Annotated in this window: 21 protein-coding genes; 9 read left to right on the top strand and 12 right to left on the bottom strand. The window is 71.9% G+C overall.

Annotated elements, in window-relative coordinates; translation table 11 throughout:
* The first annotated feature begins 5 nt into the window (after positions 1 to 5).
* The 3 genes from AMK11_RS24375 (at position 6) to AMK11_RS24365 (ending at position 3,741) form a co-directional block, all read left to right on the top strand.
* Positions 6 to 947 (top strand): carbohydrate ABC transporter permease, encoded by a 942-nt coding sequence (locus AMK11_RS24375; RefSeq protein ID WP_073730340.1) that lies wholly within the window; start codon positions 6 to 8, stop codon positions 945 to 947.
* A 2-nt stretch (positions 948 to 949) separates the two neighbouring features.
* A complete protein-coding gene (locus tag AMK11_RS24370; RefSeq protein WP_073730146.1) occupies positions 950 to 1,849 on the top strand; it encodes a carbohydrate ABC transporter permease in 900 nt (299 codons plus the stop codon).
* A 68-nt stretch (positions 1,850 to 1,917) separates the two neighbouring features.
* Entirely contained in the window at positions 1,918 to 3,741 is a 1,824-nt protein-coding gene (locus AMK11_RS24365) for a glycoside hydrolase family 2 protein (RefSeq protein ID WP_073730145.1), read from the top strand.
* Between the two features lie 19 nt (positions 3,742 to 3,760).
* Here the strand turns inward: AMK11_RS24365 and AMK11_RS24360 are convergent, their stop codons facing one another.
* From AMK11_RS24360 to AMK11_RS24330, 7 genes are all read right to left on the bottom strand, one after another.
* On the bottom strand, positions 3,761 to 4,699 hold the full coding sequence (locus AMK11_RS24360) for a TauD/TfdA dioxygenase family protein (protein ID WP_079187660.1): 939 nt from the start codon (positions 4,697 to 4,699) through the stop codon (positions 3,761 to 3,763).
* Between the two features lie 278 nt (positions 4,700 to 4,977).
* Positions 4,978 to 5,811: a class II glutamine amidotransferase gene (locus tag AMK11_RS24355; protein WP_073730144.1), complete on the bottom strand. Its 834-nt coding sequence runs from the start codon at positions 5,809 to 5,811 to the stop codon at positions 4,978 to 4,980.
* A 28-nt stretch (positions 5,812 to 5,839) separates the two neighbouring features.
* Entirely contained in the window at positions 5,840 to 7,318 is a 1,479-nt protein-coding gene (locus AMK11_RS24350; protein WP_073730143.1) for a glutamate-cysteine ligase family protein, read from the bottom strand.
* 148 nt (positions 7,319 to 7,466) lie between these two features.
* Positions 7,467 to 7,961: a peptidylprolyl isomerase gene (locus AMK11_RS24345; protein ID WP_073730142.1), complete on the bottom strand. Its 495-nt coding sequence runs from the start codon at positions 7,959 to 7,961 to the stop codon at positions 7,467 to 7,469.
* 50 nt (positions 7,962 to 8,011) lie between these two features.
* Complete coding sequence (gene gap, locus AMK11_RS24340; protein WP_073730141.1) at positions 8,012 to 9,010, bottom strand: type I glyceraldehyde-3-phosphate dehydrogenase; 999 nt, start codon at positions 9,008 to 9,010, stop codon at positions 8,012 to 8,014.
* A gap of 120 nt (positions 9,011 to 9,130) precedes the next feature.
* Complete coding sequence (locus AMK11_RS24335; RefSeq protein ID WP_073730140.1) at positions 9,131 to 10,087, bottom strand: GlxA family transcriptional regulator; 957 nt, start codon at positions 10,085 to 10,087, stop codon at positions 9,131 to 9,133.
* Between the two features lie 27 nt (positions 10,088 to 10,114).
* Complete coding sequence (locus AMK11_RS24330; protein WP_073730139.1) at positions 10,115 to 10,987, bottom strand: SGNH/GDSL hydrolase family protein; 873 nt, start codon at positions 10,985 to 10,987, stop codon at positions 10,115 to 10,117.
* Between the two features lie 229 nt (positions 10,988 to 11,216).
* Between AMK11_RS24330 and htpG the strand changes: the two genes are divergently transcribed.
* Positions 11,217 to 13,118, top strand: coding sequence for a molecular chaperone HtpG (htpG, locus tag AMK11_RS24325; protein WP_073730138.1), 1,902 nt, complete (start codon positions 11,217 to 11,219; stop codon positions 13,116 to 13,118).
* Between the two features lie 310 nt (positions 13,119 to 13,428).
* Complete coding sequence (locus AMK11_RS24320) at positions 13,429 to 14,727, top strand: YeeE/YedE family protein (RefSeq protein ID WP_073730137.1); 1,299 nt, start codon at positions 13,429 to 13,431, stop codon at positions 14,725 to 14,727.
* A gap of 49 nt (positions 14,728 to 14,776) precedes the next feature.
* On the opposite strand, the gene AMK11_RS24315 is transcribed toward AMK11_RS24320, so the two are convergent.
* The 3 genes from AMK11_RS24315 to AMK11_RS24305 form a co-directional block, all read right to left on the bottom strand.
* Positions 14,777 to 15,379: a TetR/AcrR family transcriptional regulator gene (locus tag AMK11_RS24315; RefSeq protein WP_073730136.1), complete on the bottom strand. Its 603-nt coding sequence runs from the start codon at positions 15,377 to 15,379 to the stop codon at positions 14,777 to 14,779.
* Positions 15,380 to 15,389: 10 nt separating this feature from the next.
* The gene (locus tag AMK11_RS24310; RefSeq protein WP_073730135.1) at positions 15,390 to 15,971 is read right to left on the bottom strand and encodes a sugar O-acetyltransferase; all 582 of its coding nucleotides are present in this window, start codon (positions 15,969 to 15,971) and stop codon (positions 15,390 to 15,392) included.
* A gap of 70 nt (positions 15,972 to 16,041) precedes the next feature.
* Positions 16,042 to 17,253: an MFS transporter gene (locus AMK11_RS24305; protein ID WP_073730134.1), complete on the bottom strand. Its 1,212-nt coding sequence runs from the start codon at positions 17,251 to 17,253 to the stop codon at positions 16,042 to 16,044.
* A 159-nt stretch (positions 17,254 to 17,412) separates the two neighbouring features.
* Here AMK11_RS24305 and AMK11_RS24300 point away from each other — a divergent pair, with 159 nt between their 5' ends.
* The 3 genes from AMK11_RS24300 (at position 17,413) to AMK11_RS24290 (ending at position 22,369) form a co-directional block, all read left to right on the top strand.
* Positions 17,413 to 18,621: a Cmx/CmrA family chloramphenicol efflux MFS transporter gene (locus AMK11_RS24300; protein WP_073730133.1), complete on the top strand. Its 1,209-nt coding sequence runs from the start codon at positions 17,413 to 17,415 to the stop codon at positions 18,619 to 18,621.
* A 146-nt stretch (positions 18,622 to 18,767) separates the two neighbouring features.
* Positions 18,768 to 19,883: a winged helix DNA-binding domain-containing protein gene (locus AMK11_RS24295; protein ID WP_073730132.1), complete on the top strand. Its 1,116-nt coding sequence runs from the start codon at positions 18,768 to 18,770 to the stop codon at positions 19,881 to 19,883.
* A 266-nt stretch (positions 19,884 to 20,149) separates the two neighbouring features.
* Positions 20,150 to 22,369 (top strand): MMPL family transporter, encoded by a 2,220-nt coding sequence (locus AMK11_RS24290; protein WP_073730131.1) that lies wholly within the window; start codon positions 20,150 to 20,152, stop codon positions 22,367 to 22,369.
* Between the two features lie 59 nt (positions 22,370 to 22,428).
* Here the strand turns inward: AMK11_RS24290 and AMK11_RS24285 are convergent, their stop codons facing one another.
* On the bottom strand, positions 22,429 to 23,742 hold the full coding sequence (locus AMK11_RS24285; RefSeq protein WP_073730130.1) for an aspartate aminotransferase family protein: 1,314 nt from the start codon (positions 23,740 to 23,742) through the stop codon (positions 22,429 to 22,431).
* 97 nt (positions 23,743 to 23,839) lie between these two features.
* Here AMK11_RS24285 and AMK11_RS24280 point away from each other — a divergent pair, with 97 nt between their 5' ends.
* Entirely contained in the window at positions 23,840 to 24,787 is a 948-nt protein-coding gene (locus tag AMK11_RS24280) for a LysR family transcriptional regulator (RefSeq protein ID WP_073730129.1), read from the top strand.
* 160 nt (positions 24,788 to 24,947) lie between these two features.
* Here the strand turns inward: AMK11_RS24280 and AMK11_RS24275 are convergent, their stop codons facing one another.
* Positions 24,948 to 25,619, bottom strand: a complete 672-nt coding sequence (locus tag AMK11_RS24275) for a CBS domain-containing protein (RefSeq protein WP_073730128.1) — start codon at positions 25,617 to 25,619, stop codon at positions 24,948 to 24,950.
* Positions 25,620 to 25,648 lie beyond the last annotated feature (29 nt).

Here is a 25,648-nt window from a genome sequence, read left to right as displayed (position 1 = left end):
CCGACGTGACCACCACCGCACCCCTCGGCACCGAGGAGCCGACCGGCCCGGCCGCCGCTCCCGCGGGCGGACGCGGCACCGCCCCGCGCCGCCTGCGCTCCGGCAACGGGCTCGTGTTCGTCCTGCCGTTCCTGCTGGTGTTCGGCCTCTTCATGGTGTGGCCGATCGTCCAGGGGCTCTGGATGAGCCTCACCGACAGCTCGCTCGCCCTGCGCGACACGAACTTCGTCGGCTTCGACAACTACACGGAGGCCTTCGGCGATCCGGACGTCTGGAGCAGCCTCGGCAACACCGTCTTCTTCACCGTCGTCTCCAGCGTCCCGCTGGTGCTGGTCGCGCTCGCGATGGCCCTGCTGGTGCACAGCGGACTCGCCGGGCAGTGGGCGTGGCGCCTGTCGTTCTTCGCCCCCTACCTGTTGCCCGTGACCGTGGTGACCATGATCTGGACCTGGCTCTACCAGCCGGAACTGGGCATGGCCAACCAGCTCCTGACCACACTCGGCATGGAACCGGTCGGCTGGCTGTCCGACGAGTCCGTCGCCATGTGGTCCGTCGCCGCCCTCACCGTCTGGTGGACGGTCGGCTTCAACTTCCTCCTGTACCTCGCGGCGCTCCAGTCCCTGCCCACCACCTACGACGAGGCCGCCGCCCTCGACGGGGCCGGCGCCTGGCGCCGCCTGTGGTCCGTCACCCTGCCGCAACTGCGCAGGACCACCGGCCTGGTGGCCATGCTCCAGATCCTGGCCTCCCTCAAGGTCTTCGACCAGATCTACATCCTCACCAAGGGCGGCCCCAACGGTTCCACCCGCCCCGTCCTCGAGTACGTCTACGACGTCGGCTTCACCGGCTACCGCCTCGGCTACGCCTCCGCCATCTCGTACCTCTTCTTCGCCCTGATCGTCGTCGTCTCGCTCGTGCAGCTCCGCCTCTTCCGCCGGGAGGACTGACCGTGTCCGCCACCGCCACCTCCCTCCGCGCCCGGCGCCTTCCACTCCGCGAAGCGGCCGGCTCGCCCCTGCTCCTCGGCCACGGCCGGCTGCCCCGCGTCCTGGCCGGCACGGCACTCGTCGTCCTCGCCGTCGTCTGGCTGCTGCCGTTCGTGTGGGCGGTCATCACCTCGGTGCAGAGCGAGGAGGACATCAACACCACCGGGCTCTCCCCGTTCAAGGGCGCCTTCACCCTCGACGCCTACCAGCAGATACTGGAACGCGGGAACGTCACCGTCTGGGCCTTCAACAGCTTCCTGATCTCCGCCCTGGTCACCCTGATCACCGTCGCGGTCTCCACCCTCGCCGCGTACGGCTTCTCGCGCGGCACCTTCCGCGGCCGCCGGGCGCTGCTCGGCGTCACCGTCGCCGCCATCATGGTCCCGCCGCAGCTGCTCGTCGTGCCGCTGTTCGACCAGATGACCCTGTTCAACATGGTCGACACCTACGCGGCGGTCATCCTGCCCCAGGTCGTCGCGCCGATGATGGTCTTCATCCTCAAGCGGTTCTTCGACGCGATCCCCAAGGAACTGGAGGAGGCGGCCCGGATCGACGGCGCCTCCGAGTTCCGGGTCTTCCGGTCGATCGTGCTGCCCCTGTCGCGGCCGATCGTGGCGGCGGTGGCGATCTTCGTCTTCATCGGCGCGTGGAACAACTTCATGTGGCCCTTCATCGTCACCAACGATCCCGACCTGATGACCCTCCCGGTGGGCCTGGCCACCGTCAAGGACGCCTACGGCATCCAGTACGCGCAGTCCATGGCCTCCGCCCTGCTCGCCGCGCTGCCGCTGATCGTGGTCTTCCTCCTCTTCCAGCGCCGCATCGTCAACTCCGTGGCCACCACCGGCCTCGGCGGCTCCTGACCCTCACCCCGGCTGTACCCACGGGTCCGGTGCCTTCCGCGCCGGCCCACCGATCGACTGGAGCATGTGTGCCCACTCACTCCGCCCCGCGCCCGGAGTACCCGCGACCGCAGTTCGTGCGCCGCGACTGGCTCAACCTGAACGGCGACTGGCAGTTCGAGACCGACCGAGGCGACAGCGGACTCGAACGCGGCCTCCTGGAGCGCGAACTGACCGGCGAGATCCTCGTGCCCTTCCCGCCCGAGTCCGAGCTGTCCGGCATCGGCGACACCGACTTCCTGGAGGCCGTCTGGTATCGGCGCGCCCTCACCCTGCCGGCCGCCTGGGCCGGGCGCCGCGTACTGCTGCACTTCGGCGCCGTCGACCACGACACCACCGTGTGGGCCGACGGCAGGGAGGTCGCCCGGCACCGCGGCGGCTTCACCCCCTTCACCGCCGACCTCGGTGACGTGGCCGGGGCGGGGGAGGAGGTCGTCGTCACCGTCCGTGCCCGCGACCCCAAGTCCGGCCCGCAGGCCCGCGGCAAGCAGGCCGTGAAGTACGCCAACCACGACTGCAACTACACCCGGGTGACCGGCATCTGGCAGACCGTCTGGCTCGAGCCCGTCCCCGACCTGCACCTGCGCCGCCCCCGCATCACCCCCGACCTGGCCGGCTCCGCCTTCCACGTGGAGCTGCCCCTGTCCGGCAACCGTCCCGGCCACCGGGTGCGCGCCGTCCTCAGCGACGCCGACGGCGAGGTGAGCCGCGCCGAGGCACGCGCCGACCTGGACCTCGCCCCGCGCTTGCACCTGCCGGTGCCCGACGGCCGGCGCCGCGAGTGGTGCCCCGAGGACCCGCACCTGTACGACCTGCGCCTGGAACTGCTCGACGCCGCCGGACAGGTCGTCGACGGCGCGGAGAGCTACGCCGGTCTGCGCGCCGTCGGCCTGCGCGGCAAGGCCGTCCTCCTCAACGGCCGCCCGGTCTTCCAGCGCCTCGTCCTCGACCAGGGCTGGTACCCGGACGGGCTGATGACCGCCCCGACCGACGAGGCACTGGTGCGGGACATCGAGCTGGCCATGGCGGCCGGCTTCAACGGCGCCCGGCTGCACCAGAAGGTCTTCGAGGAGCGCTTCCTGTACCACGCCGACCGCCTCGGCTACCTGGTCTGGGGCGAGTTCGGCGACTGGGGCTGCGAAATCGGCGGCTCCTCCGGCGACAACCAGCGACCCGACGCCTCCTACGTCGCCCAGTGGCTGGAAGCCCTCGAACGCGACTACTCGCACCCGTCGATCATCGGCTGGTGCCCGCTCAACGAGACCTACCAGAAGCTCCACGACCGCGTCACGACCCTGGACGACGTGACCCGCGCGATGTTCCTCGCCACCAAGGCCATGGACACCACCCGCCCGGTCATCGACGCCTCCGGCTACGCCCACCGCGTCCCCGAGACCGACATCTACGACGCCCACAACTACGAGCAGGACCCGGCCGCCTTCCGGGAGCTCATGTCCGGCCTCGCCAAGGACGCCCCCTTCGTCAACGCCTACGACAACGGCGCCCCCTACTCCCAGCCCTACCGCGGACAGCCCTACTTCGTCAGCGAGTTCGGCGGCATCTGGTGGGACCCGGAGGCGGCCGCCGACCGGTCCGGCGAGGACCGCACCGTCTCCTGGGGCTACGGCGAACGCGTCCGCAACGAGGAGGAGTTCCACGAGCGGTTCGCCGGACTCACCGAAGTGCTCCTGTCGGACCGCGACATGTTCGGCTACTGCTACACGCAGCTGACTGACGTCTTCCAGGAGCAGAACGGCGTCTACCGATTCGACCGCGGCCTCAAGCTCGACGTCGAGCGCATCCGCGCCGCGCAGTCGCGCCCGGCCGCCATCGAGGAGCAGGGCCCCGAGTAGGGCCGGGTCGCGCGGCGGGTCAGAAGGGACGGTCGCCCTCGACGGCGACGCGCTCCGCGACCCGGCGCTCCGAGCCGTAGTCACTCACGGCGTAGTGCTGCGTGGCCCGGTTGTCCCAGAAGGCGACGTCGCCGGGCTGCCAGCGGAAGCGGACCTGGTACTCGGGCACGTGCGCCTGCTGGAACAGGAAGCGCAGCAGCCGGTCGCTCTCGTCCCGGTCCATGCCGGTGATGTGGGTGGTGAAGGACGTGTTGACGAACAGCATGCGCCGCCCGGTCTCCGGGTGGGTGCGCACGACGGGGTGCTCCACCGGCGGGAAGAGGCCCTGGTGCGGGACAAGCCGCTCGGGGCCGTAGAACCTGGCGAAGCCGGGGATGAAGTCGTGCACGGCGCGGGCGCCGTCGACGCGGTCCTTCACTTCCTGGGGAAGGTTGTCGTAGGCGGCGGCCATGTCCGCCCACATCGTGTCCCCGCCGAACGGCGGCACCTCGCGCAACTGCAGCACCGCGCCGAGCGCGGGCCGCTCGCGGAAGGTGACGTCGGTGTGCCAGACGTTCTCGTACGTCGGGACGGCGCCGTCGCGCTTGTCGAACCGCACGACGTCCTCGCTGGAACCGGCGGCGAGCAGGGGATTGGTCTCCAGCTCGCCCCAGTTGCCCGCGAACGCGCGCTGCTGCCCGGAGGTGAGGTGCTGGGCGCGGAAGAACAGCACCTTCCACTCCAGCAGGGCGCGGTTCAACTCCTCACGCAGCGCGGGAGCAAGGGGACGCGACAGGTCGACGCCCCTGATCTCGGCGCCGATCGTGCGGGCCTGCGGAACGACCTCGAAGCGTTCGTAGGGCCGCTCCTCCCACCCCTCGGGTAGCCGGCGGAGCACGCGCCGCCCCTCGTACAGGCCATCGGCCGGGATACGCGCCTCGCGCAGTTCGACGGCGGGTCCGGCAGACATGACGGTCATGGGAATCCTCCCCATTCGGGATGGTACGGGTACGTGTGGTGATACGGGTACGGGCCATGGCGGCACCACGTCGAGGCGTGATGGCCAGGAGGAAAAGAAGGTGCTCCGTGCTGTTCGCCGGAGAGCGGGTCTCAGCCCGGGGACGGCCGGTTATCGGCCGGAACGCTCACATCCGGTGCGCTCGGGCACGCGAAGACACTCCGCCGTGGTGCCGAACCGGTATGTGGTCATGGCATCGATTGTGTGATCTTCACCCGCCGCTGTCAACGGGGCGGTGGTCACGCCGGCACCGGAGTGAAGGGCCGCAGGGCGTCCCCCTCGGGCTGCACGACCCCGTAACTGCCCTCCGGCACCTTGTTCCAGACGCCCGGCAGGTCACCCAGGGGCTCCGACACGATCAGCCGGGCGTCGTCGGACGCCTCCTGGAGGAACGGCAGCCCGGGATGCAGCGCCCGCAGGCTCTCCACCCGGCTGCTGTAGTAGAGCGACCGGGTCTGGGCCTGGCTGGAGTAGCGGAAGGCCCACAACCGCAGTCCGTCGGTCACGGCGACCGTCATCTGCAGCGGGAACTCCACGTCGTGCTCGTGACCGATCTCCTCCACCAGCCCCGCCATCCGCGCCACGGCCGTCGGGGGGTCGTCCTCCAGGCCGAGGGTGAGTGCCAGGTAGAACATCATCTCCGAGTCCGTCGAGCCCTCGATGTTCAGGAAGAGCCGCGGATCGACGGCCAGGGCGAGGTCCCGGCGCAGCCGGTGGAACTCGGCGATGGCACCGTTGTGCATCCACATCCAGCGGCCGTGGCGGAAGGGATGGCAGTTGGTCTGCTGCACCGCGCTGCCCGTAGAGGCCCGGATGTGCGCGAAGAACAGGGGCGAGCGGACATGGCTCGCGATCTCGCGCAGATTGCGGTTGCTCCACGCCGGCCCGATCTCCCGGACGATCGCGGGCGTGGTCATCTCCGGCCCGAACCAGCCGACGCCGAACCCGTCCCCGTTCGTCGTCTCGACACCCATGCGGGCGTGCAGACTCTGGTCGATGAGCGAGTGCTCGGGCTGGTAGAGGAGCGTCTCCAGCAGCACGGGCGTTCCCGAGTAGGCGAGCCATCGGCACATCGTCCGCAGCCTCCCTGGTCTTGGGACGTCAGTCGACCGGCCAGGTGTGGACCGGGGCGTTCAGGTGCATGTAGTCCATGTACTGCCGCGTCATCCGGCGCAGCGCCTCGTGGCGGCCGGGACGGGCGGTCGCGTCGATGTGGTGGAACATCTCCTTCTGCCAGACCGCGCCGTTGCGGCCGGTGACGCACCGCTGCTCGATGATGCCGAGCAGCGGCTCCCGCCAGGCCGAGTCCATGCCGGACAGCTCCAGCCCCCGGTGCGCCAGCGGCAGCAGCCGCCGGAGCACGAGTTCGGGCACGGTCACCTCGCCCATGCCCGGCCAGTACAGCCGCGCCTCGATGCCGTGCCGGGCCGCGGTGTGCAGGTTGTCCTCGGCGACCGAGAAGGACATCCGCGACCACACCGGCCGTTCCTCCTCCACCAGCGCGCGGGTGAGCCCGTAGTAGAAGGCGCCGTTGGCGAGGGTGTCGGCGACGGTCGGGCCGGCGGGCAGCACGCGGTTCTCCACCCGCACGTGGGGCTTGTCGTGGGCGACGGCGTAGACGGGACGGTTCCAGCGGTAGATGGTGCCGTTGTGCAGGGTGAGTTCGCCCAGCTCGGGGATGTCGCCCCGGTCCAGGGTCTCCGCGGGGTCCTGTTCGTCGCACAGGGGCAGCAGGGCGGGGAAGTAGCGCAGGTTCTCCTCGAAGAGGTCGAAGACACTGTTGATCCACCGCTCGCCGAACCAGACCCGGGGCCGCACTCCCTGTGCCTTGATCTCCTGCGGGCGGGTGTCGGTGGCCTGCTCGAACAGCGGGATACGGCTCTCGTGCCACAGTTCCTTGCCGAGCAGGAAGGGTGAGTTCGCCGCTAGGGCGACCTGGACGCCGGCGATGGCCTGGGCCGCGTTCCAGTAGTCGGGGAATTCCTCGGGGGCCACCTGGAGGTGGAACTGCGTGCTGGTGCAGGCGGCCTCGGGCGTGATCGTGTCCGCGTAGGTCCGTAGCCGGTCGACGCCGTCGACCTCGATGTGCAGGTCCTCGCCCCGGGCCGCGAACACCTGGTCGTTGAGGAGCCGGTAGCGCGGGTTCTCCGAGAGGGCGGCCTCGCCGACGTCGGACTGGCGCAGCGTGGGCAGGATGCCGACCATGATCAGGTGAGCGCCGACGGACTCGGCGCGGACGTCCGCGTGGTTCAGGGCCGCGCGGATCTCGGTCTCCCAGGCGTCAGGGCCGCCCGCCGTCAGCGCGCGTGGCGGGATGTTGATCTCCAGGTTGAAACGGCCCAGCTCGGTGGACCAGGCGGGGTCCGCGATCGCCTCCAGCGCGTCGCTGTTGCGCATCGCGGGCTCGGCCCCGTCGTCGACCAGGTTCAGCTCGATCTCCAGGCCCACCTGGGGGCGCTCGGTCTCGAACCGGGACTCGCGCAGCATCTGCGCGAAGGCCTCGAGGCACTCCTGCATCTTGATCCGGTACCGGCGGCGGTCCTCGCGGGTGAAGACCAGCGCCGGGACGTCCCGTCCCATCGGCCCTCCCGGGTTGCCTCACTCGGACGCCTCTCCACCCCAGCGTCGCACCACCCGGCGCACCCCACCAGACGGAACGGGAACGGGGCCCGCCGCAACGTGTGCGGCGGGCCCCGTCGAGATCAGGCGCTCGTGGGACCGGCCGGTCTCAGAGCTTGCCGGACTCCCGGATCGTGATCTTCGCGGAGGTGCGGCCCGACTGCGAGCCGAGGGCCTCGATCTTGTCGACCACGCCCGTGCCCTCGACGACCTTGCCGAAGACGACGTGCTTGCCGTCCAGCCACGGGGTGACGACCGTGGTGATGAAGAACTGCGAGCCGTTGGTGTTCGGGCCCGCGTTCGCCATGGAGAGCAGGTAGGGCTCGGTGTGCTTCAGCTGGAAGTTCTCGTCCGCGAACTTCTCGCCGTAGATGCTCTTGCCCCCGGTGCCGTCGCCCCGCGTGAAGTCACCGCCCTGGAGCATGAACTGCGGGATCACGCGGTGGAACGAGGAGCCCGCGTAGCCGAAGCCGTGCTCGCCGGTGGCCAGCTCGATGAAGTTCTTGGCGGTCTTGGGGGTGACGTCCTCGCGGAGCTCGAAGACGATGCGGCCCGCATCCTGGCCGTCGATGTCGATGTCGAAGTAAACCTTGGAATTGCTCATCCCCCCATTGTGACGTGCGGGCCCCGGCGATGCCGAACCGGCCCGCCCGTTCAGCGTGTGGCGAGCAGTTCCAGGGTGTCGATCACGCGGTTCGAGAAGCCCCACTCGTTGTCGTACCAGGCGACCACCTTGACGTGCCGGCCGTCGACGCGGGTGAGCGCCGAGTCGAAGATCGACGAGGCCGGGTTGCCGGTGATGTCCGAGGAGACCAGCGGGTCCTCCGAGTACTCCAGGACGCCGGCGAGCGGCCCCTCGGCGGCGGTCCGGTAGGCGGCCAGCACGTCCTCGCGGGTCACGTCGCGGGCGACGGTGGTGTTCAGCTCGACGATGGAGCCCACCGGCACCGGCACGCGGATCGAGTCGCCCGACAGCTTGCCGTCGAGGTCGGGGAGTACCAGGCCGATGGCCTTGGCGGCGCCCGTCGTGGTCGGCACGATGTTGACCCCGGCGGCGCGGGCGCGGCGCGGGTCGCGGTGCGGGCCGTCCTGGAGGTTCTGCTCCTGGGTGTACGCGTGCACCGTCGTCATGAAGCCGTGCTCGATGCCGGCGAGCTCGTCGAGCACTGAGGCCAGCGGCGCGAGGGCGTTGGTGGTGCAGGACGCGTTCGAGACGACCGTGTGCGCGGCAGGGTCGTAGGCGTCGGTGTTCACACCGTAGGCGAGGGTGACGTCGGCGCCCGCTGAGGGCGCGCTGACCAGGACCTTCTTCGCGCCGGCGGTGAGGTGGGCGCGGGCGTCCCCGGCCGAGGTGAAGCGGCCGGTCGCCTCCAGTACGAGGTCGACGCCCAGCTCGGCCCAGGGCAGCCGGGCCGGCTCGCGCTCGGCGAGCACCCGGATGCGGCGGCCGTCGACGACGAGGGCGTCCCCGTCGACGGTCACCGGACGGCCCAGCCGCCCCGCCGTGGTGTCGAAGGCGAGCAGCCGGGCGAGGGTGGCGGGTTCGGTGAGGTCGTTGACGGCGACGACCTCGAGCTTGGTGTCGCGTTCGAGCAGCGCGCGCAGCACGTTGCGGCCGATGCGTCCGAAGCCGTTGATGCCGATGCGAGTCATGAGAGTGCCCTTCCGGTTCGCCGTGCGGTGCGATTCCCAGGTTGGCGCGCGGGGTCCGCAGGGGGCAGCGGCGTGAGTGCCATGGTTCGCAAGGATCGCGCCAAGGAGAGGCCGGGGCGACTACTCCCCCTGGGTGAAGGTGCGCCGGTACTCGCTCGGAGTGGTGCCCAGAATGCGCTGGAAGTGCAGCCGCAGATTCGCGCCGGTGCCCAGGCCGACGTCGGCGGCGATCTGCTCGACGCCGCGCTCCGAGCGTTCGAGCAGCTCGCGGGCCACGTCGACGCGGGCGCGCATCACCCACTGCATCGGCGTGTAGCCCGTGTCCTCGACGAAGCGCCGGGAGAAGGTGCGCGCCGACACCGCCGCGTGCCGGGCGAGCGCTTCCAGCGTCAGCGGCTCGTCCAGCCGGCGCAGGGCCCACTCGCGGGTCGCGGCGAACCGCTCGCCCAGCGGCTCGGGCACGCTGCGCGGCACGTACTGCGCCTGACCGCCGCTGCGGTAGGGCGCGGCGACCAGGCGCCGGGCCGCGTGGTTGGAGGCGGCCACGCCGAGGTCGCCGCGCAGGATGTGCAGGCACAGGTCGATGCCGGAGGCGGCGCCGGCGGAGGTCAGCACGCTGCCCTCGTCCACGAACAGCACGTTCTCGTCGACCCGGACGCGGGGGTGCTTGCGCGCGAGGGCACGCGTGTAGTGCCAGTGCGTGGTGGCCCGCCTGCCGTCGAGCAGTCCGGTGGCGGCGAGCGCGAAGGCGCCCGTGGAGATGGCGGCGAGCCGCGCGCCCCGGTCGTGGGCCGCCGTCAGCGCGTCGACGACGGTCCGTGGCGGGTCCTCGACGTCCGGCGCCCGGTACCCGGGGAGGAAGACCACGTCCGCCCACGCCAGCGCGTCCAGGCCGTGGGCCACGTGGTACGAGAGCCCGTCACCGCCGGTCACCAGGCCGGGCGCCGCCCCGCACACCCGCACCTCGTACGGCATGCTCGCGCGCGTCGTGAACACCTGCGCCGGGATGCCGACGTCGAGCGGCTTGGCACCCTCGAGCACGAGGACGGCGACACGGCGCAGGCGGGAGGACGGCACGGCACGAGCGTACGCGGTGACGCGGCGTCAGCTCAGTCCGAGCACCTTCATGGTGTGCTCGGCCATGCGCCGCTCCCCGAGGGCGTTGGGGTGCACGGGGACGAGGCTGTGACCGAACAGGAGCGGTTCGATCCAGCGGGTGCCGGCGGACTGGCAGGCGTCATGGCCCTCGGACACGCCGGAGAAGTCCACGAAGGTCACGCCCGTCTCCTCGGCGGCGCGCTCGACGGCGTCGTTGAGGCTCGCCTGGATGTCCCGCAGGTAGGGCACGTCACCGGCGGCGACCGGCAGCTTCAGGAAGCAGGACGGGTCGGCGGTGGCCGGCATGATCCACGGGTAACCCAGGGCCGCCACCCGGGCGTTCGGCGCCTCGGCGCGGACGGTGCGCAGCGCGGCCTTGAGGGCGGGGTAGGTGCTGGACTCGATCTCGTCCTCGAAGGACGTGCCGTGTCTGTCCTTGCAGGGGCTGCCCTTGCCGCCGCTGAGGAGTCCGGCGGTGCCGCAGGCCGTGATGGCGTTGATGAACGTGTTGTTGTCGTTGCCGCCGATGGTCAGGGTCACCAGGTCCGTGTCGGTGCTCAGCGCGTCCACCTGGGGGGCGACGCCGGGGTACTGCGACTGGGTGAAGTGGGAGGTCTGGGCGGCGCCGCAGGTCACGTCCTCCAGGTCGGCGCCCGTCTCGGCGGCGATGACGTGGGGGTAGTTCGCCGTGGAGCGCAGGCAGAGCAGGTTGGTGGGGTCGACGGGCAGGACGCCCGAGCCGGCGCTGTAACTGTCGCCGAGGGCGACGTAGTCCAGGGAGGGGGTGGCGTGGGCGGTGGCGTCGGTGATGCCGAGGGCCAGGGTGCCGACCGCAGCGACTGTCGCGGTCATGACACGGCGAAGGGCATGCTGGGGCATGGACTCTCGCTTCCCGTGAAGACTGGGGCGGGGGTGTGGGGTTACCGGGCGGTTCTACTTTTAAGTAATGTGCGGGCGTCCTGACTTGTAGTCAACGTTGTTGACAGAACTTCTTACGATGAGCCCCCCGCGTCGGACTGTGCCTGACCGGCGCCGACGGCGGCTCGCGCTGTTCTAGAGTTGTCCCGCCAGTGCAGACGACCGTGGACCTGTGAGGTAGTCACCAGCCATGCCGACCGAAACGTTTGAGTTCCAGGTAGAGGCGCGTCAGCTGCTGCAGCTGATGATTCACTCCGTCTACTCGAACAAGGACGTGTTCCTGCGCGAGCTCGTCTCCAACGCCTCCGACGCGCTCGACAAGCTCCGCCTCGCCGCCCTGCGGGACGACCTGTCCGACGCCGACGTGTCCGACCTCCACATCGAGCTGGAGGCCGACAAGGAGGCCCGCACCCTCACCGTGCGGGACAACGGCATCGGGATGTCCTACGACGAGGTCACCCGGCTCATCGGCACCATCGCCAACTCGGGCACGGCCAAGTTCCTCGAGGAGCTGCGGGAGGCCGAGGACGCCGCCGGGGCCGACGGGCTCATCGGCCAGTTCGGCGTGGGCTTCTACTCCGGCTTCATGGTGGCGGACGAGGTCACCCTGGTGACCCGGCGCGCCGGCGAACCCCAGGGCACCCGCTGGACGTCCCGCGGCGAGGGCACCTACACCCTGGAGACGGTCGACGAGGCGCCGCAGGGCACCTCCGTCACCCTCCACCTCAAGCCGGCGGACTCCGAGAACCAGCTCCACGACTACACCTCCGCCTGGAAGATCAAGGAGATCGTCAAGCGGTACTCGGACTTCATCACCTGGCCGGTCCGGCTGCTGCCCGAGCGGGGCGAGGACGGCGCCGAGCCGGGCGAGGCCGAGACGCTCAACTCGATGAAGGCCCTGTGGGCGCGTCCGCGCGACGAGGTGTCCGACGACGAGTACCACGAGCTGTACAAGCACATCGCGCACGACTGGCGCGAGCCGCTGGAGACGATCCGGCTCCAGGCGGAGGGCACCTTCGAGTACCAGGCCCTGCTCTTCGTGCCCTCGCACGCCCCGCACGACCTCTTCACCCAGGGCTACCAGCGCGGTGTCCAGCTCTACGTGAAGCGCGTCTTCATCATGGACGACTGCGAGGAACTGCTCCCGCCGTACCTGCGCTTCGTCAAGGGCGTCGTCGACGCCCAGGACCTCTCGCTCAACGTCTCCCGCGAGATCCTCCAGCAGGACCGGCACATCCGCATGATCCAGCGCCGCCTGACCAAGAAGGTCCTGGCCACGGTCAAGGACTTGAGGACGTCCGCGCCGGAGCGCTACGCCACGTTCTGGCGGGAGTTCGGTCCGGTCCTCAAGGAAGGTCTCGTCACCGACTCCGAGAACCGGGACGCGATCCTCGCCGCCTCCTCCTTCGCGACCACCCACGACGCCGACGAGCCGACCACGCTCCAGGCCTACGCGGAGCGGATGAAGGAAGGCCAGAAGGACATCTGGTTCATGACGGGCGAGTCCCGCCGCGCCATCGAGGACTCCCCGCACATGGAGGCCTTCCGCGCCAAGGGCGTCGAGGTCCTGCTGCTCACCGACGCGGTCGACGAGGTCTGGGTCGACGCGGTGGGGGAGTACGAGGGCAAGGCGCTGCGCTCGGTGGCCAAGGGCGAGATCGACCTCGACGGCGACCGGGAGGAGAAGTCCGACGCCGAGAAGGAGCAGCAGGATGAGGAGTACGCGGGCCTGCTCGGCTGGATGACGGAGCACCTGTCCGAGGACGTCAAGGAGGTGCGCCTCTCCTCCCGCCTGACGGTCTCACCGGCCTGTGTCGTCTCCGACGCGGACGAGCTGACGCCCGCCCTGGAGAACATGTACCGGGCGATGGGCCAGGAGGTGCCGCACGCCAAGCGCATCCTCGAACTCAACCCCGAGCACCAGCTGGTGAAGTCGCTGAACCGCGCCCACACCGAGCAGCAGGACCGGACGGAGCTCACCGAGACCGCCGACCTGCTGCACGCCCTGGCGGTGCTCGCCGAGGGCGGCCGGCCCAAGGAGCCGGGGCGGTTCGTGAAGCTGGTGGCGGACCGCCTGGAGCGCACGCTGTAGCCGGTCGCCCGGGGCCGCTCGGCCGGACCGGGGAACCAGGCGCGTGCCGCGGCGGGAAGCCGCGCGGCACGCGCCTGTCCGTTTTGGCATCCGCATGGCGAGACGGCATGGCATGCGGAGCCTTCGGCTCCGTATATTCGCACGCATGTATGCATCGGCTCCGCTGCTGTGCCTCGCGCTCTTCGCGAACTCGGCGTGGTGCGTCGACGACGGCCTCTGTCGCCGCTGAACCCGCACCGGCCGCGCGAGACCCGCGCCGCCGGCCCGCCCAGCCCGCCGCCGTCCCCGTGCACCCCACCGGAGATCTTCCGTGACCACCGCACCCCCGGCCGGGGCCGCCCCGGCCGTGCCGCCGCGCGCGCCCGCGGCCCTGCTCGCCCCCTCTCCCACCTCCTCGCCCCGCCCCGAGGCACCGCCCCTGCCGCCGGTACGGCGGACGCCGCTCGCGGTATCCGCCCTGCTCGCCGCCGCCCTGACCGCGTACGTGTGGGCGGCGCACGGCGCCGAGCCGGGCGTGCTCCTCCTGCTCGGTCTCGGCCTGGGCGTCGCCCTCTTCCACTCCCGGTTCGGCTTCACCTCCGCGTGGCGGCAGCTGGTCGCCGTCGGCAACGGCACCGGGCTGCGGGCCCACGCACTGCTGCTCGGCACCACGGCCACCTTGTTCGCCTTGGTCATCGGCACGGAGACCGGGCTGTTCGGCGCCCAGCCGGCCCCCTCCGCCGGGACCATCGGCGTCGGCCTGTTCGCCGGCTCGGCGCTCTTCGCGATCGGCATGCAGCTCGGCGGCGCCTGCGCGTCGGGCACGCTCTTCGCCGTCGGCTCGGGACAGACGTCGATCGTGCTGACCCTCGGCGGGTTCATCGCGGGCGCCACCCTCGCGGCCTGGCAGTTCGACCTGTGGAAGGACCTCCCGGCATGGGAGCCGGTGGTCCTGTCCGACCACATCGGCTGGTTCGGTTCGTGGGCCGTGACCATCGCGGTGCTGCTGCTCGTGGTCCTCGTCTCACGACGCGTCCAGGCGCGCCGCAACCCGCCGCCGCTCGGCGCGGTGCCCTCGGCACGCGGTGCGGCCGTCCGCGCCCTGCGCGGCTCCTGGCCGCTGGCCGTCGGTGCCCTGGTGCTCGCCCTGCTCGGCGCGGGCGTCCTGATGGTGTCCGGCGGGGCCTGGGGCGTGACGAGCGCCTTCAGTCTCTGGGGCTCGGAGCTGGTGGGCGCGCTCGGTGGCCACCCGGAGAACTGGACGTGGTGGCAGCGGCCCGGCAACGCCGAGATGCTGGCCGGCCCCGTCCTCGCCGACAAGACCAGCCTCACCGATCTCGGCATCATGATCGGTGCCGCTCTCGCCGCGGCGCTCGGCGGCATCTGGGCCCTGCACCGGGGCGTCGCCTGGCGTACGGCGGTGGCGGCGGTGCTCGGCGGTGTCCTGATGGGCGTCGGCGCCCGGCTGGCCGGCGGCTGCAACATCGGCGCCTATCTCGCGGGCATCGCCTCGGGCAGCCTCAGCGGCTGGCTGTGGGCGGCCTTCGCGCTGGCCGGCACCTGGGTCGGCCTCAAGCTGCGTCCCCTGTTCGGCCTGGGCAACCCGAAGCCCGGCGACGGCGTCTGCTGACGGGGGATGCCCGTGCGGCACAGGGGTCAGGCCTGTGCCGCACGGGCGGCTAGGGGGTGTCCGCGCCGGTGCCCGCGCCCGGTGTGTTCCGGTCCGCGGCGGCGCCCCGGCCTGTGGTGGTGACGCGGGCGATGGCCTCCATGGTGAGGGCCCGGCCGTGCGGCTCCCGCGCGAGCGCGCGGTGCAGTGTCAGGCCCTCGATGAGGGCATCGAGCTGGCGGGCCGTTTCCGGGTCGAAGTGCTTCTCCAGGTGGACGCGGCTGCGGCGCATCCACTCCTGCGTGAGCTCCCGGTAGGCCGGCTGCCGCGCCGCGAGGGTGTAGAGCTCCTGCGTGAGCACCAGGTCCCGCTGGCTCTCCTCGGACAGCGAGTGCACGAGGTCGGCCACCGCCGTGCGGGCCTGGTCGCGGTCGGCCGCGGCGCCCAGACGGGCGTCGAACACGGCGACGATGTGGTCGGTGAAACGGCCGAACGCCTCCCGCAGCAGCTGGTCCATGCCGCTGAAGTGGTAGGTCATCGAGCCCAGGGGGACGCCGGCGCGCGCGGCGATCCTCCGGTGGGAGACGCGTGCGATGCCCTCGTCCGCGATCAGGTCGAGCGTGGCGTCGAGAATGCGCTCGCGCCGCCGCGGGTCCGTGTGTCCGGTTGCCATGGGAGCAGGCTTACACCTTCCGCACCGGCCGGGCGGGATTCCCGACCACGACGACGCCCGCGGGGACGTCCTTCGTGACGACCGCGCCGGCGCCGACGACGGAGTCGTCGCCGATCGTCACGCCGGGCAGGACGATGGCGCCGCCGCCCAGCCAGACGTTGTCGCCGATGGTGATGGGCCGGGCCGCCTCCAGCTTGTCGCGCCGGGGCCCGGGCTCCAGGGGGTGGGTGGGGGTGAGCAGCTGGACGTTCGGCCCGATCTGGCAGTCCTCGCCGATCGTGACGGCCGCGACGTCCAGCGCCGTCAGGTTGTAGTTGACGAAGGTGCGCGCACCGATCGTGATGTTGCTGCCGTAGTCGACGTACAGCGGTGGCCGCACATGGGCGTCGACGCCGAGGGAGCCGAGCAGTTCCGCCAGGATCGGCCCCGCGGCCCCGGCGTCCTCCGCGTAGGCGGCCTGGTAGCGGGCGGCCAGCCGCACGGCCCGCTGCTGCCTGCGGGCGATCTCGGGGTCGTCGGCGATGTAGAGGTCGCCCGCCTGCATGCGTTCGAGGTTCGAGCGGGGGTCGTCCGCGAAGTGGTCGGTCGGCATGCGCACGATCCTACTCGCCAGTGCGTACGAACGTACACTCGCCGCTCGCCGTGTCGCCGTGTCGCCCGTCTCAACCCCGGCGGGGTCGCAGCACCCCGGCGAGCAGCAGCACGACGACCCCGGCGAGCGGCACCACCAGCAACCCCGCCCGCAGGCTCGTCGCGTCGGCGACCAGGCCCACCACCGGCGGGGAGAGCAGGAAGCCCAGCCGCATGAGCCACGAGACGATGGTCAGCCCCGACCCGGGCTTGAGGCCGGGCAGCTCGTCCGCCTCGTGCATCGCCGCCGGCACCAGGGTCGCCACCCCGAACCCGGCCGCGGCGAACCCGAGGATCGTCCCGGGCACCGTGGGCAGCGCCAACGCCAGGCCCATGCCCACGGCGGCGATCAGGGCACCGGAGCGGGCCACGGCGCGCTGTCCGAACCGGTCCGTGAGCCGGTCACCGATGAGCCGGCCCACGAACTGGGCACCGACCAGGGCGACATAGCCGGAGGCGGCCAGCGCCACCGACGCGTGCAGGGAATCGGAGAGGTAGAGCGTCGCCCAGGAGCTGCCCGCGTCCTCGACGAGGGTGCCGGCCGTGGCGATCAGCACGAGCGCGGCGAGCACGTACCCCGTCCGCGCGCCCGGCACCGCAAGCGCGCGCCGCGCCGGCCGGGCGTGGTCCTCCGCCGTGTCCTCCCCGGCCGGTTCGTTGTCGCGGCCGGGCAGGCAGAACCGCAGAGCGACGCAGGCCGCGACCGCGAACAGCACCGCCGAGAACAACAGGTGCGGACCCCGGGGAATGTCCAGCGCGATCGCGCCGGCAGCCATGGACCCTCCGGTGACGGCGCCGATGGACCAGATGGCGTGGAAGGAGTTGATGATGGAACGTCCGTAGCGGCGCTGCACCCGCAGCGCATGGGCGTTCTGCCCCACGTCGGTGACCGCGTCCGCGGCTCCGGCGAGGAGCAGCGCGCCCGCGAACAGCGCCACCGAGCCGCCCAGGCCGGCGGCGAGGATCCCCGCGCCGGTCACCAGCGTGCCGCCGACCGCCACCCGCGCCGAGCCGAAACGGCGGACGAGGGCACCGGCCGCGAGCCCGGCCGCGATGGCGCCCGCCGGGAACGCCGCCACGGCCAGCCCGTAGGCGGCGTTGCCGATGCCGAGGTCCGCCTTGATCTGCGGGTACCTCGGCAGGAGGTTGGCGAACAGGGCTCCGTTGGTGAAGAACAGCACGGCGACGGCCGCGCGGGCCCGCCGTTCGTCCAGGGCCGGCCGGCGCAGTACGTCAACAGTCATGCGCCGGAGCCTACAACCGCAAGCGTACGAACGTACACTCGCTCGGCCGTCGGCCCGCGGCCGTATGGTGAGACGCGTCCCGCGACGGGAATGGCGGGAAGCGGATCTTCGTTGACACCTGTCATGCCCGCTTCTTCCCCACGGCCCGCGGCACCCCGCATGCCGCTCGCCGTCTACATCCTCGGCCTCTCCGTCTTCGCGCTCGGTACCAGCGAGTTCATGCTCTCCGGTCTGCTGCCGCCCATCGCCGACGACATGAACGTGTCCATCCCGCAGGCCGGGTTGCTGATATCGGCGTTCGCGATCGGCATGGTGGTCGGCGCGCCGCTGCTCGCGGTCGCGACGCTGCGGCTGCCGCGCAGGACCACACTGATCGCGCTGATCTCGGTGTTCGGCCTCGGGCAGGTCGCGGGCGCGCTGGCGACGACGTACGAGATCCTTTTCGTCTCACGGGTCGTCAGCGCCCTCGCGTGCGCCGGCTTCTGGGCGGTCGGCGCCGCCGTCGCCATCGCGATGGTGCCGAAGACCTCGCGGGCACGGGCGATGGCCGTGATGATCGGCGGACTGTCGATCGCCAACGTCCTCGGCGTTCCGGCGGGCGCGTTCCTCGGTGAGCACCTCGGCTGGCGGTCCGCGTTCTGGGCGGTGGGCGCGGCGTCCGCCGTCGCGCTCCTCGGTGTGGTGACCCTGATCCCGCGCATCCCGCTGCCCGAGCGGCGGGCCCGGCTGAAGGGCGAGCTGGCGATCTACCGCGACCGCCAGGTCTGGCTGTCCGTCGGTCTGACCGCGCTCGCGGCCGGCGGTGTGTTCTGCGCCTTCTCCTACCTCGCCCCGCTGCTCACCGACGTGGCCGGGCTGGCCGACGGCTGGGTGCCGACCGTGCTGGCGCTGTTCGGGCTCGGCGCGCTGATCGGCACGACGATCGGCGGCCGCGTCGCCGACGCCCACCTGTTCGGCGTGCTGCTCTCCGGCATCGCCGCGTCCACCGTGTTCCTGGCCGCACTGGCGCTGTTCGCGTCGAGCCCCGCGGTCGTGATCGCCCTGTCCCTGTTGCTCGGGATCTCCGCCTTCTACACGGCACCGGCGCTCAACGCCCGCATGTTCAACGTCGCGGGTGCCGCGCCCACCCTCGCGGGCGCGACGACGACCGCGGCGTTCAACCTGGGCAACACCGGCGGCCCCTGGCTCGGCGGCACGGTGATCGACGCGGGCCTCGGCTACGCCGCCACCGCCTGGGCGGGAGCCGGGATGACCCTGGCCGCGATCGTCCTCGTGGCGGTGTCGCTGCGGTTGCACAGCCGGTCCCGGATCGTGACGGGAGCCATGGCCGCCGAGCCCGTGGGCGTGGAGTCCGGCCGGCCGGTCTGACCCTCCCGCGCGGGCAGGCACGCGTGACGCGACGGTACCGACGCGCATGGCGGTCACCACCTGACCGCCATGCCTGCCACGGTGGGGACCGCGGGACCGAGCAGAGCCCGCTGCCGAACCCCACCGAGGAAGACAGGACCCGATCAGTGAGCCGCCACCCCCATGTTCTCGACGCCCGCGCGCTCAACCGCGCCACGCTGGCCCGGCAACTGCTGCTCGACCGGGCCGACCTCCCGGTCCCGGACGCCGTCGCACACCTCGGCGGCATGCAGGCACAGGAGCCGCAGGAACCGTTCGTCGGGCTCTGGTCGAGACTGCGCGCCTTCGAACCGGCCTCGCTCTCCGACCGCCTGACGGGCCGGCAGCTGGTGCGGACCCATCTCATGCGCCGCACCGTCCACCTCGTCACCGCCGACGACGTCCTGGCCTGGCGCTCCCGGCACGACGCCATGCTGCGCCAGAAGGTCCTCGGTGTCTACCGCCGCGAGCTGCGAGGAGTGGATCTCGCTGAACTCGCCGTGGCGGGACGGGAGGTGATGGCCGACGGCGAGCCCCGCTCGATGGGCGAGCTGGCGCGGGCGCTCGCCGGACGCTGGCCGGCCCCGGGGCCACGGGCCCTGGGGGAGATGCTGGCCGCCGCCCTGATCCCGATGGCGCAGCTGCCGCCGCGCGGGTTGTGGCGCACCAAGGCGGGCGTACGCTACCTGCCGCTCTCCCACTGGCTGGGCCGGGAGATCGACCCGCCGGCACCGCACGACTCCGATCCGGTCGGCCAGGCACTGGTACGGCGCTACCTCGCGGCGTTCGGCCCCGCCGCCTCGGCGGACCTGCGCGCCTGGTGCGGCCTCGCCGGACTGCCGGCGGCCGTCGCCGCCGTCCGCGAGGAGCTGGTCGCCTTCCGCGACGAGCGGGGCCGGGAACTGCTGGACCTGCCCGACGCGCCGAGACCCGATCCCGGCACCCCCGCCCCCGTGCGGTTCCTGCCGGCGTTCGACAACGCGGTCCTCGGCTACCACGACCGGGGCAGGATCATCGACGACGCCCACCGCGGCCTGTCGGTCGTCGGCGCCCGTTTGGTCCTGGTCGACGGCAGGGTCGCCGCGACCTGGAACGTCGAGGCGGACACGGTGACCGTCACCCCGCTGCGCCCCATCTCCCGCGCCGACCGCACGGCCGTCGCCGAGGAGGGGCGGGCCCTGGCGTCCTTCCTCTCCGACCAGCACAGCGACCGGGTGCGGCTCACCGCACCCCTCGACGAGTGACAGCGGTGGAGACGCGACGCCGGTGACCGGCTGACGGACACTGGTTCCACGACGGAACAAATGCGGCGTACACCCATCCTCGGGATCTACACCCCGGGGAGAGGGCAACGGGCACGCGCTACACCCAATGCAGTACGCCGGTCCAGCCCCAGGGGCGGATCAAATGAAACAGAAGCCGGGTGAGCATGGGTGAGTACCCCGGAGAGAACGCCTGCGTTCCCATCTGCCGGGTCTCGTCCTGCCCGTATCCGACGGATTGGTCCCAGGTGGCTACGTTCCTTTACCGGCTCGGCCGACGCGCGTTCCGGCGCCGCGGTCTCGTCGCCCTGCTCTGGGTGGCCATACTCGTGGGCGCCGGCGTCGCCGCGTCCACCGCGCCCGCCCCGCCCGAAGACTCCTTCTCCATGCCCGGCACCGAGTCCCAGAAGGCGTTCGACCTGCTCGACGAGCGCTTCCCGGCCGCCAGTGCCGAAGGCGCCACGGCGCGGGTCGTCATCCGCGCCCCCGAGGGCGACAAGATCTCCGACCCGGCCGGCAAGGCCAAGGTCGGGGAACTGGTCACCGCCCTCGGCAACGGCCCGCAGGTCGCCTCGGTGGACGACCCGTTCAAGGCGAACGCCGTCAGCCAGGACGGGACCACCGCGTACGCCTCGGTGACGTACAAGGTCAACGCCATGGAGCTGACCGACCAGGCCCGCGAGTCCCTCACCGCGGCCACCGACGACGCGCGCGGCGACGGCTTCACCGTCGAGACCGGCGGCGACGCGGTCATGGCCGAGCAGGAGATGGGCGGCACCGCCGAGCTGATCGGCATCGGGGTCGCGGCCGTCGTGCTCCTGCTGACCTTCGGCTCGCTGGTCGCGGCCGGCATGCCGCTGCTCTCGGCGATCATCGGCGTCGGCATCGGCATCTCCGCCATCGGAGCGCTCGGCAGCACCCTCGAACTCTCCGCGACGACCTCGACCCTCGCCATGATGATCGGCCTGGCGGTCGCCATCGACTACGCGCTCTTCATCGTCTCGCGCTACCGCGCCGAGATCGCCGAGGGCCGCACCCCCGAGGACGCCGCGGGACGCGCCGTCGGCACGGCCGGCTCCGCCGTCGTCTTCGCCGGACTCACCGTCATCGTGGCCCTGGCCGGCCTCGCGGTGGTCAACATCCCGATCCTCACCAAGATGGGCCTGGCCGCCGCCGCCACCGTCGGCATCGCCGTGCTGATCGCGCTCACCATGACCCCGGCCCTGCTCGGCTTCGCGGGCAAGAAGGCGCTCAGCCGCAAGGACCGCAAGGCGGCCGCCGGACAGCGCGCGGCCTCCGGCAAGCCGAAGCTCGGCACCCGCTGGGCCCGATTCGTCCTGCGCCGCCCGGTGACCGTGCTGCTCACCGCGGTGATCGGCCTCGGCGCCGTCGCCGTACCGGCCGCGAGCATGGAACTGGGTCTGCCGGACGAGGGCAGCGCCGCGCCGGACACCACGCAGCGCAAGGCCTACGACATGCTGTCCGAGTCCTTCGGTGCCGGGTTCAACGGCCCGCTGATGGTCACCGTCGACACCCGGGACGCGGACGACGCGAAGGCCGCCGCCGCCACCGTCGGCAAGGAGATCACCGCCCTGGGCGAGGCCGCGGCCGTCACCCCGGCCAACTTCAACGAGCAGGGCGACACCGCCGTCCTCACCGTGGTGCCCAAGACCGGGCCCAGCGACGCGGCCACCGAGGACCTGGTCAAGGACATCCGCTCGCTGTCCGGGGACATCGAGTCCGAGACCGGCGCGACCATGCTGGTCACCGGCATGACCGCGATGACGATCGACTTCTCGCAGACCCTGGACGACGCGCTCGTCCCGTACCTGGCCCTGGTCGTCGGCCTCGCCTTCCTGCTCCTGATGCTGGTGTTCCGCTCGGTCCTCGTCCCGCTGAAGGCGGCACTGGGCTTCCTGCTCTCCGTGGCGGCGGCGCTCGGCGCGGTGGTCGCGGTCTTCCAGTGGGGGTGGCTCGCGGACGTGTTCGGCGTGGACCAGCCGGGTCCGATCATGTCGATGATGCCCATCTTCATGATCGGCGTGGTCTTCGGCCTGGCGATGGACTACGAGGTCTTCCTCGTGACCCGGATGCGCGAGGCCTACGTCCACGGCTCGTCCGCCGCCGAGTCCGTCACCACCGGCTTCACCCACGGCGGCCGGGTCGTCGCGGCCGCAGCGATCATCATGATCAGCGTCTTCTCCGGCTTCATCATGGAGAACGACGACATGATCAAGATGATGGGCTTCGGCCTCGCCATCGCGGTCCTCTTCGACGCCTTCGTCGTCCGCATGGCCATCGTGCCCGCCGTGCTCGCCCTGCTCGGCACCAAGGCGTGGTGGCTGCCGAAGTGGCTGGACCGCATCCTGCCGAACGTCGACGTCGAGGGCGAGAAGCTCCACAAGGAACTCGGCGACACCTCGGGACCCGCGCAGCCCACTCGCGAGCCCGAGACCGCCGGAGTCTGACACCCGCACCACCGCGGCGCCGCCCGGCCTGGACCACCAGGCCGGGCGGCGCCGCCTTCTCAGAGGTCCCTGGAGGCGTCGGTCAGCGCCTCGTCCAGGATGTCGACGCCCCGGGCGATCTCGTCGTCGCCCGCGGTCAGCGGGGGTGCGATGCGGAAGATGCCTCCCATCCCCGGCAGCTGGACGATGTTCATGTGCAGCCCCAGCTCGAAACAGCGCGCGGTGACCGCCGCGCCGAGCCGGTCCGCGCCGCCCGGACCCAGTACGTCGTCGCCGACCAGCTCCATGCCCAGGAGGAGCCCCCGGCCGCGTACGTCGCCCACCACCTCGTGGCGTGCGGCGAGCTTGTCGAGCCGGTCGCGCAGTGCCGTGCCGAGCACCCGCGCGCGTTCGTCGAGGCGGTCGCGGACCAGGACGTCCAGCACGGTGTTGCCCACCGCGGCCGGCAGCGGATCGCTGACGTGGGTGGTGAAGAACAGGAAGCCCCGGTCGTGGGCGCGCTGCTCGATCTCCGGGCTGGTCAGCACGGCGGCCAGCGGGAGCCCCGCGCCGAGCGTCTTGGACACGGTGAGGATGTCCGGGACGACGCCCTCGTGCTGGAAGGCGTACCAGTCACCGGTGCGGCACAGCCCGGTCTGGGCCTCGTCGAGGATCAGCAGCATCCCGCGCTCCCGGCACTTCTCGGCCAGCGCGGTGAGATAGCCCGGCGGCAGCTCGACGACGCCGCCGGAGCTGAGGATCGGCTCGACCAGGCACGCCGCCAGGGAGCCGACCGACTGGGCGTCGATCATCTCGAAGCCCAGGTCGAGCTGGCGGCGCCAGTCGAGGTCGCCGTCGGCGTCGACGACGGCGGGCCGGTACCGGTCGGGCACCGGCAGCGCGAAGTTGCCCGGGGCGGCGGGCCCGTAGCCCTTGCGGCCCGCGCTGTACGTGGCGTTCGCGGCGGCCTGGGTCATGCCGTGCCAGGACCGGGCGAACGAGACGATCTCGTGGCGGCCGGTGACGAGCTTCGCCATCCGCACCGCGGCCTCGTTCGCCTCCGCCCCGGTGGTCAGCAGCAGCGCCTTGTCCAGTGGTTCGGGCAGGGTGCCGGCGAGCCGGCGCGCCAGCTCGACCACCGGCGGGCTCAGCATGCCGCTGTGCAGGTGATCGAGGCGCGCGACCTGCTCGCGCACCGTCGAGACGATCGCCGGGTGGGAGTGCCCGAGGATCGCGCTCATCTGACCGGAGGTGAAGTCGAGCAGCTCACGACCGCTCTCGGTGAACACCGACGTGCCCGCGGCGCGCACGACCAGCTCCGGTGAGAAGGAGCCGTGACCGGAGTAGCGGACGAGGTGGCGCTCGGGGTCGGCGAATGCAGTCTCGGAAGGCATGCGACCGACGTTAGGGACGCGGTGCTGCGCGCGTCCATCGCACAGTTTCGACCCTGCTGTTCGCTAGAGCCGTACAAGCCTGCCTAGGATCAGCCACGTGCTCAATTCGGGACGGCTGCAACTGCTCAGCCTGCTGGACACCCTCGGTACCGTCCGCGCGGTCGCCGACACGCTGCACCTGAGCGCGTCGACGGTCTCCCAGCAGCTGGCGGTGCTCGAGACCGAGACCCGGTGCCCACTGCTGGAGCGGACGGGCCGGCGCGTCCGGCTGACCCCGGCCGGGCTTCTGCTGGCCCGGCGGGGCCGGGAGATCCTGGACCGCATGGCCGAGACCGAGGCCGAGCTGCGTGCCCTGAACGACGAGCCCATCGGCACCGTGCGTCTCGGGGTGTTCCAGAGCGCGATCTACACCCTCGCGGTACCGGCCGCCACTCGCCTCGCGAGCAGCCACCCGCACCTGCGCGTGGAACTGACCGAGATGGAGCCGCACGAGAGCGGACCCGCCCTGCGCTCCGGCGAGGTGGACGTCATCGTGACCACCACCGACTACAGCGGCCTGTCCTGGGGCACGGACCTCGAGGTCATGTCCCTCGGCACCGACTCGGTCGTACTGGTGCTGCCGCGCGCCCACCCGCTCGCCTCGCGGACCGCGGTGAGCGTCGCCGCCTGCAAGGACGAGACCTGGGCCTGCGACCGGCCGCAGTCGTACATGGCGGACCTGACCCTGCGGCTGTGCCGCGAGTCGGGCTTCGAACCCCGTGTGGCCTGCCGGTTCGGCAACTACCTGATGCTGCTGCGGCACGTCGAGACGACCGGGTCGATCGCCCTGCTGCCCGCCCTGGCCGTCACCCCGGACCATGCGGTCGTCACCCGCGAGCTCAACCCGCCGGTGCGCCGCAACATCGCCGTCCTTGTGCGGCGCGGCACCGCGCGACGCGCCGCGGTGAACGCGGTGATCGCCGCGCTGCGCGCCCACCCGGAGCTCCCGGCCCTGGCCGCCCCCGGCCGGCACCCGGGGGGCGAGGAGCACCCGCCCGCGCCGTGACCAGACGGCGGGAGTCCGTCGTTGGACGTCCTCCGCCCTGGTCCGCATCGACGTACGGAGATCCCGGGTCCGCCGTCGCGGGAGGCCTCGGCCACACGGGACGCATCGTCACCGCGGCGGCCTGCCTGCTCGCGGGCGGGCCCTCGGCGCAGGCGTCCCGTCAATGGCCGACGGAGGCCGGGTCCTCGGCGTCGGCCTCCCCGGCGGCCCTGAACTCCACGGCGACCACGCCGTCGACGCGCCGGCAGAGCTCCTCCAGCACGGGGACGGACACGTCGCCCGGGAGCCTGCCGCTGAGGACGACATGGCCGTGGGCCACGTCCACCTGCACCGACGACGGGGCCAGCCCGAGCGCCTTGACCAGGGCCTCCTCGATGATCTCGGTCCGGATCGCCCGGTCCGTGCGCAGGAAGACCCGCAGCAGGTCGCTCCGGCTGACGACCCCGATCAGCCGGCCCGCCTCGTCGACGACGAGGAGCCTCTTGATGCCGTGCCGGGCCATCACGCGGGCGGCGTCGACGACGCTCCAGTCCTCGCGCGCGCAGACGGCGGGCGACGTCATCAGCCCGGCCGCGTCCGTGGCGGACGCCTTGGCGTCGGCCGGCCGGGACACTTCCCCGTCACCGGGAGGACCGTCCGGCTCCCCGCCCCACATCTTCCGCAGGAGGTCCGCCTCCGACACCACCCCCACCGGCCGGTCCTCCTCGTCGACGACGGGCACCGCGGTGATGTCGTACTCCTGCAGCAGGTGGGCGATCTCCTTGAACGGCGTTCCGGGCTGGGCCCGGACCACGGCGTCGCTCATCAGATCGCTCACCTTCTGGTGCTTCATCGAGGGTCTCTCCTCCGCTGCCGGCCGGG

It is taken from the genome of Streptomyces sp. CB02414 (assembly GCF_001905385.1).
Classification (GTDB): domain Bacteria; phylum Actinomycetota; class Actinomycetes; order Streptomycetales; family Streptomycetaceae; genus Streptomyces.
Note: the sequence above shows the minus strand (reverse complement) of the source record. Positions and strands in the feature narration are given on the sequence as shown.

What these genes read in the sequence shown, in the direction of transcription:
- AMK11_RS24355 (WP_073730144.1), bottom strand. Translation starts at nt 5,811, where the DNA reads ATGTGCCGATGGCTCGCCTACTCGGGAACGCCCGTGCTGCTGGAGACG.
- AMK11_RS24360 (WP_079187660.1), bottom strand. Translation starts at nt 4,699, where the DNA reads ATGACCGTCATGTCTGCCGGACCCGCCGTCGAACTGCGCGAGGCGCGT.
- htpG (WP_073730138.1), top strand. Translation starts at nt 11,217, where the DNA reads ATGCCGACCGAAACGTTTGAGTTCCAGGTAGAGGCGCGTCAGCTGCTG.
- AMK11_RS24350 (WP_073730143.1), bottom strand. Translation starts at nt 7,318, where the DNA reads ATGGGACGGGACGTCCCGGCGCTGGTCTTCACCCGCGAGGACCGCCGC.
- AMK11_RS24310 (WP_073730135.1), bottom strand. Translation starts at nt 15,971, where the DNA reads ATGCCGACCGACCACTTCGCGGACGACCCCCGCTCGAACCTCGAACGC.
- AMK11_RS24275 (WP_073730128.1), bottom strand. Translation starts at nt 25,619, where the DNA reads ATGAAGCACCAGAAGGTGAGCGATCTGATGAGCGACGCCGTGGTCCGG.
- AMK11_RS24345 (WP_073730142.1), bottom strand. Translation starts at nt 7,961, where the DNA reads ATGAGCAATTCCAAGGTTTACTTCGACATCGACATCGACGGCCAGGAT.
- gap (WP_073730141.1), bottom strand. Translation starts at nt 9,010, where the DNA reads ATGACTCGCATCGGCATCAACGGCTTCGGACGCATCGGCCGCAACGTG.
- AMK11_RS24330 (WP_073730139.1), bottom strand. Translation starts at nt 10,987, where the DNA reads ATGCCCCAGCATGCCCTTCGCCGTGTCATGACCGCGACAGTCGCTGCG.
- AMK11_RS24285 (WP_073730130.1), bottom strand. Translation starts at nt 23,742, where the DNA reads ATGCCTTCCGAGACTGCATTCGCCGACCCCGAGCGCCACCTCGTCCGC.
- AMK11_RS24305 (WP_073730134.1), bottom strand. Translation starts at nt 17,253, where the DNA reads ATGACTGTTGACGTACTGCGCCGGCCGGCCCTGGACGAACGGCGGGCC.
- AMK11_RS24300 (WP_073730133.1), top strand. Translation starts at nt 17,413, where the DNA reads ATGCCGCTCGCCGTCTACATCCTCGGCCTCTCCGTCTTCGCGCTCGGT.
- AMK11_RS24315 (WP_073730136.1), bottom strand. Translation starts at nt 15,379, where the DNA reads ATGGCAACCGGACACACGGACCCGCGGCGGCGCGAGCGCATTCTCGAC.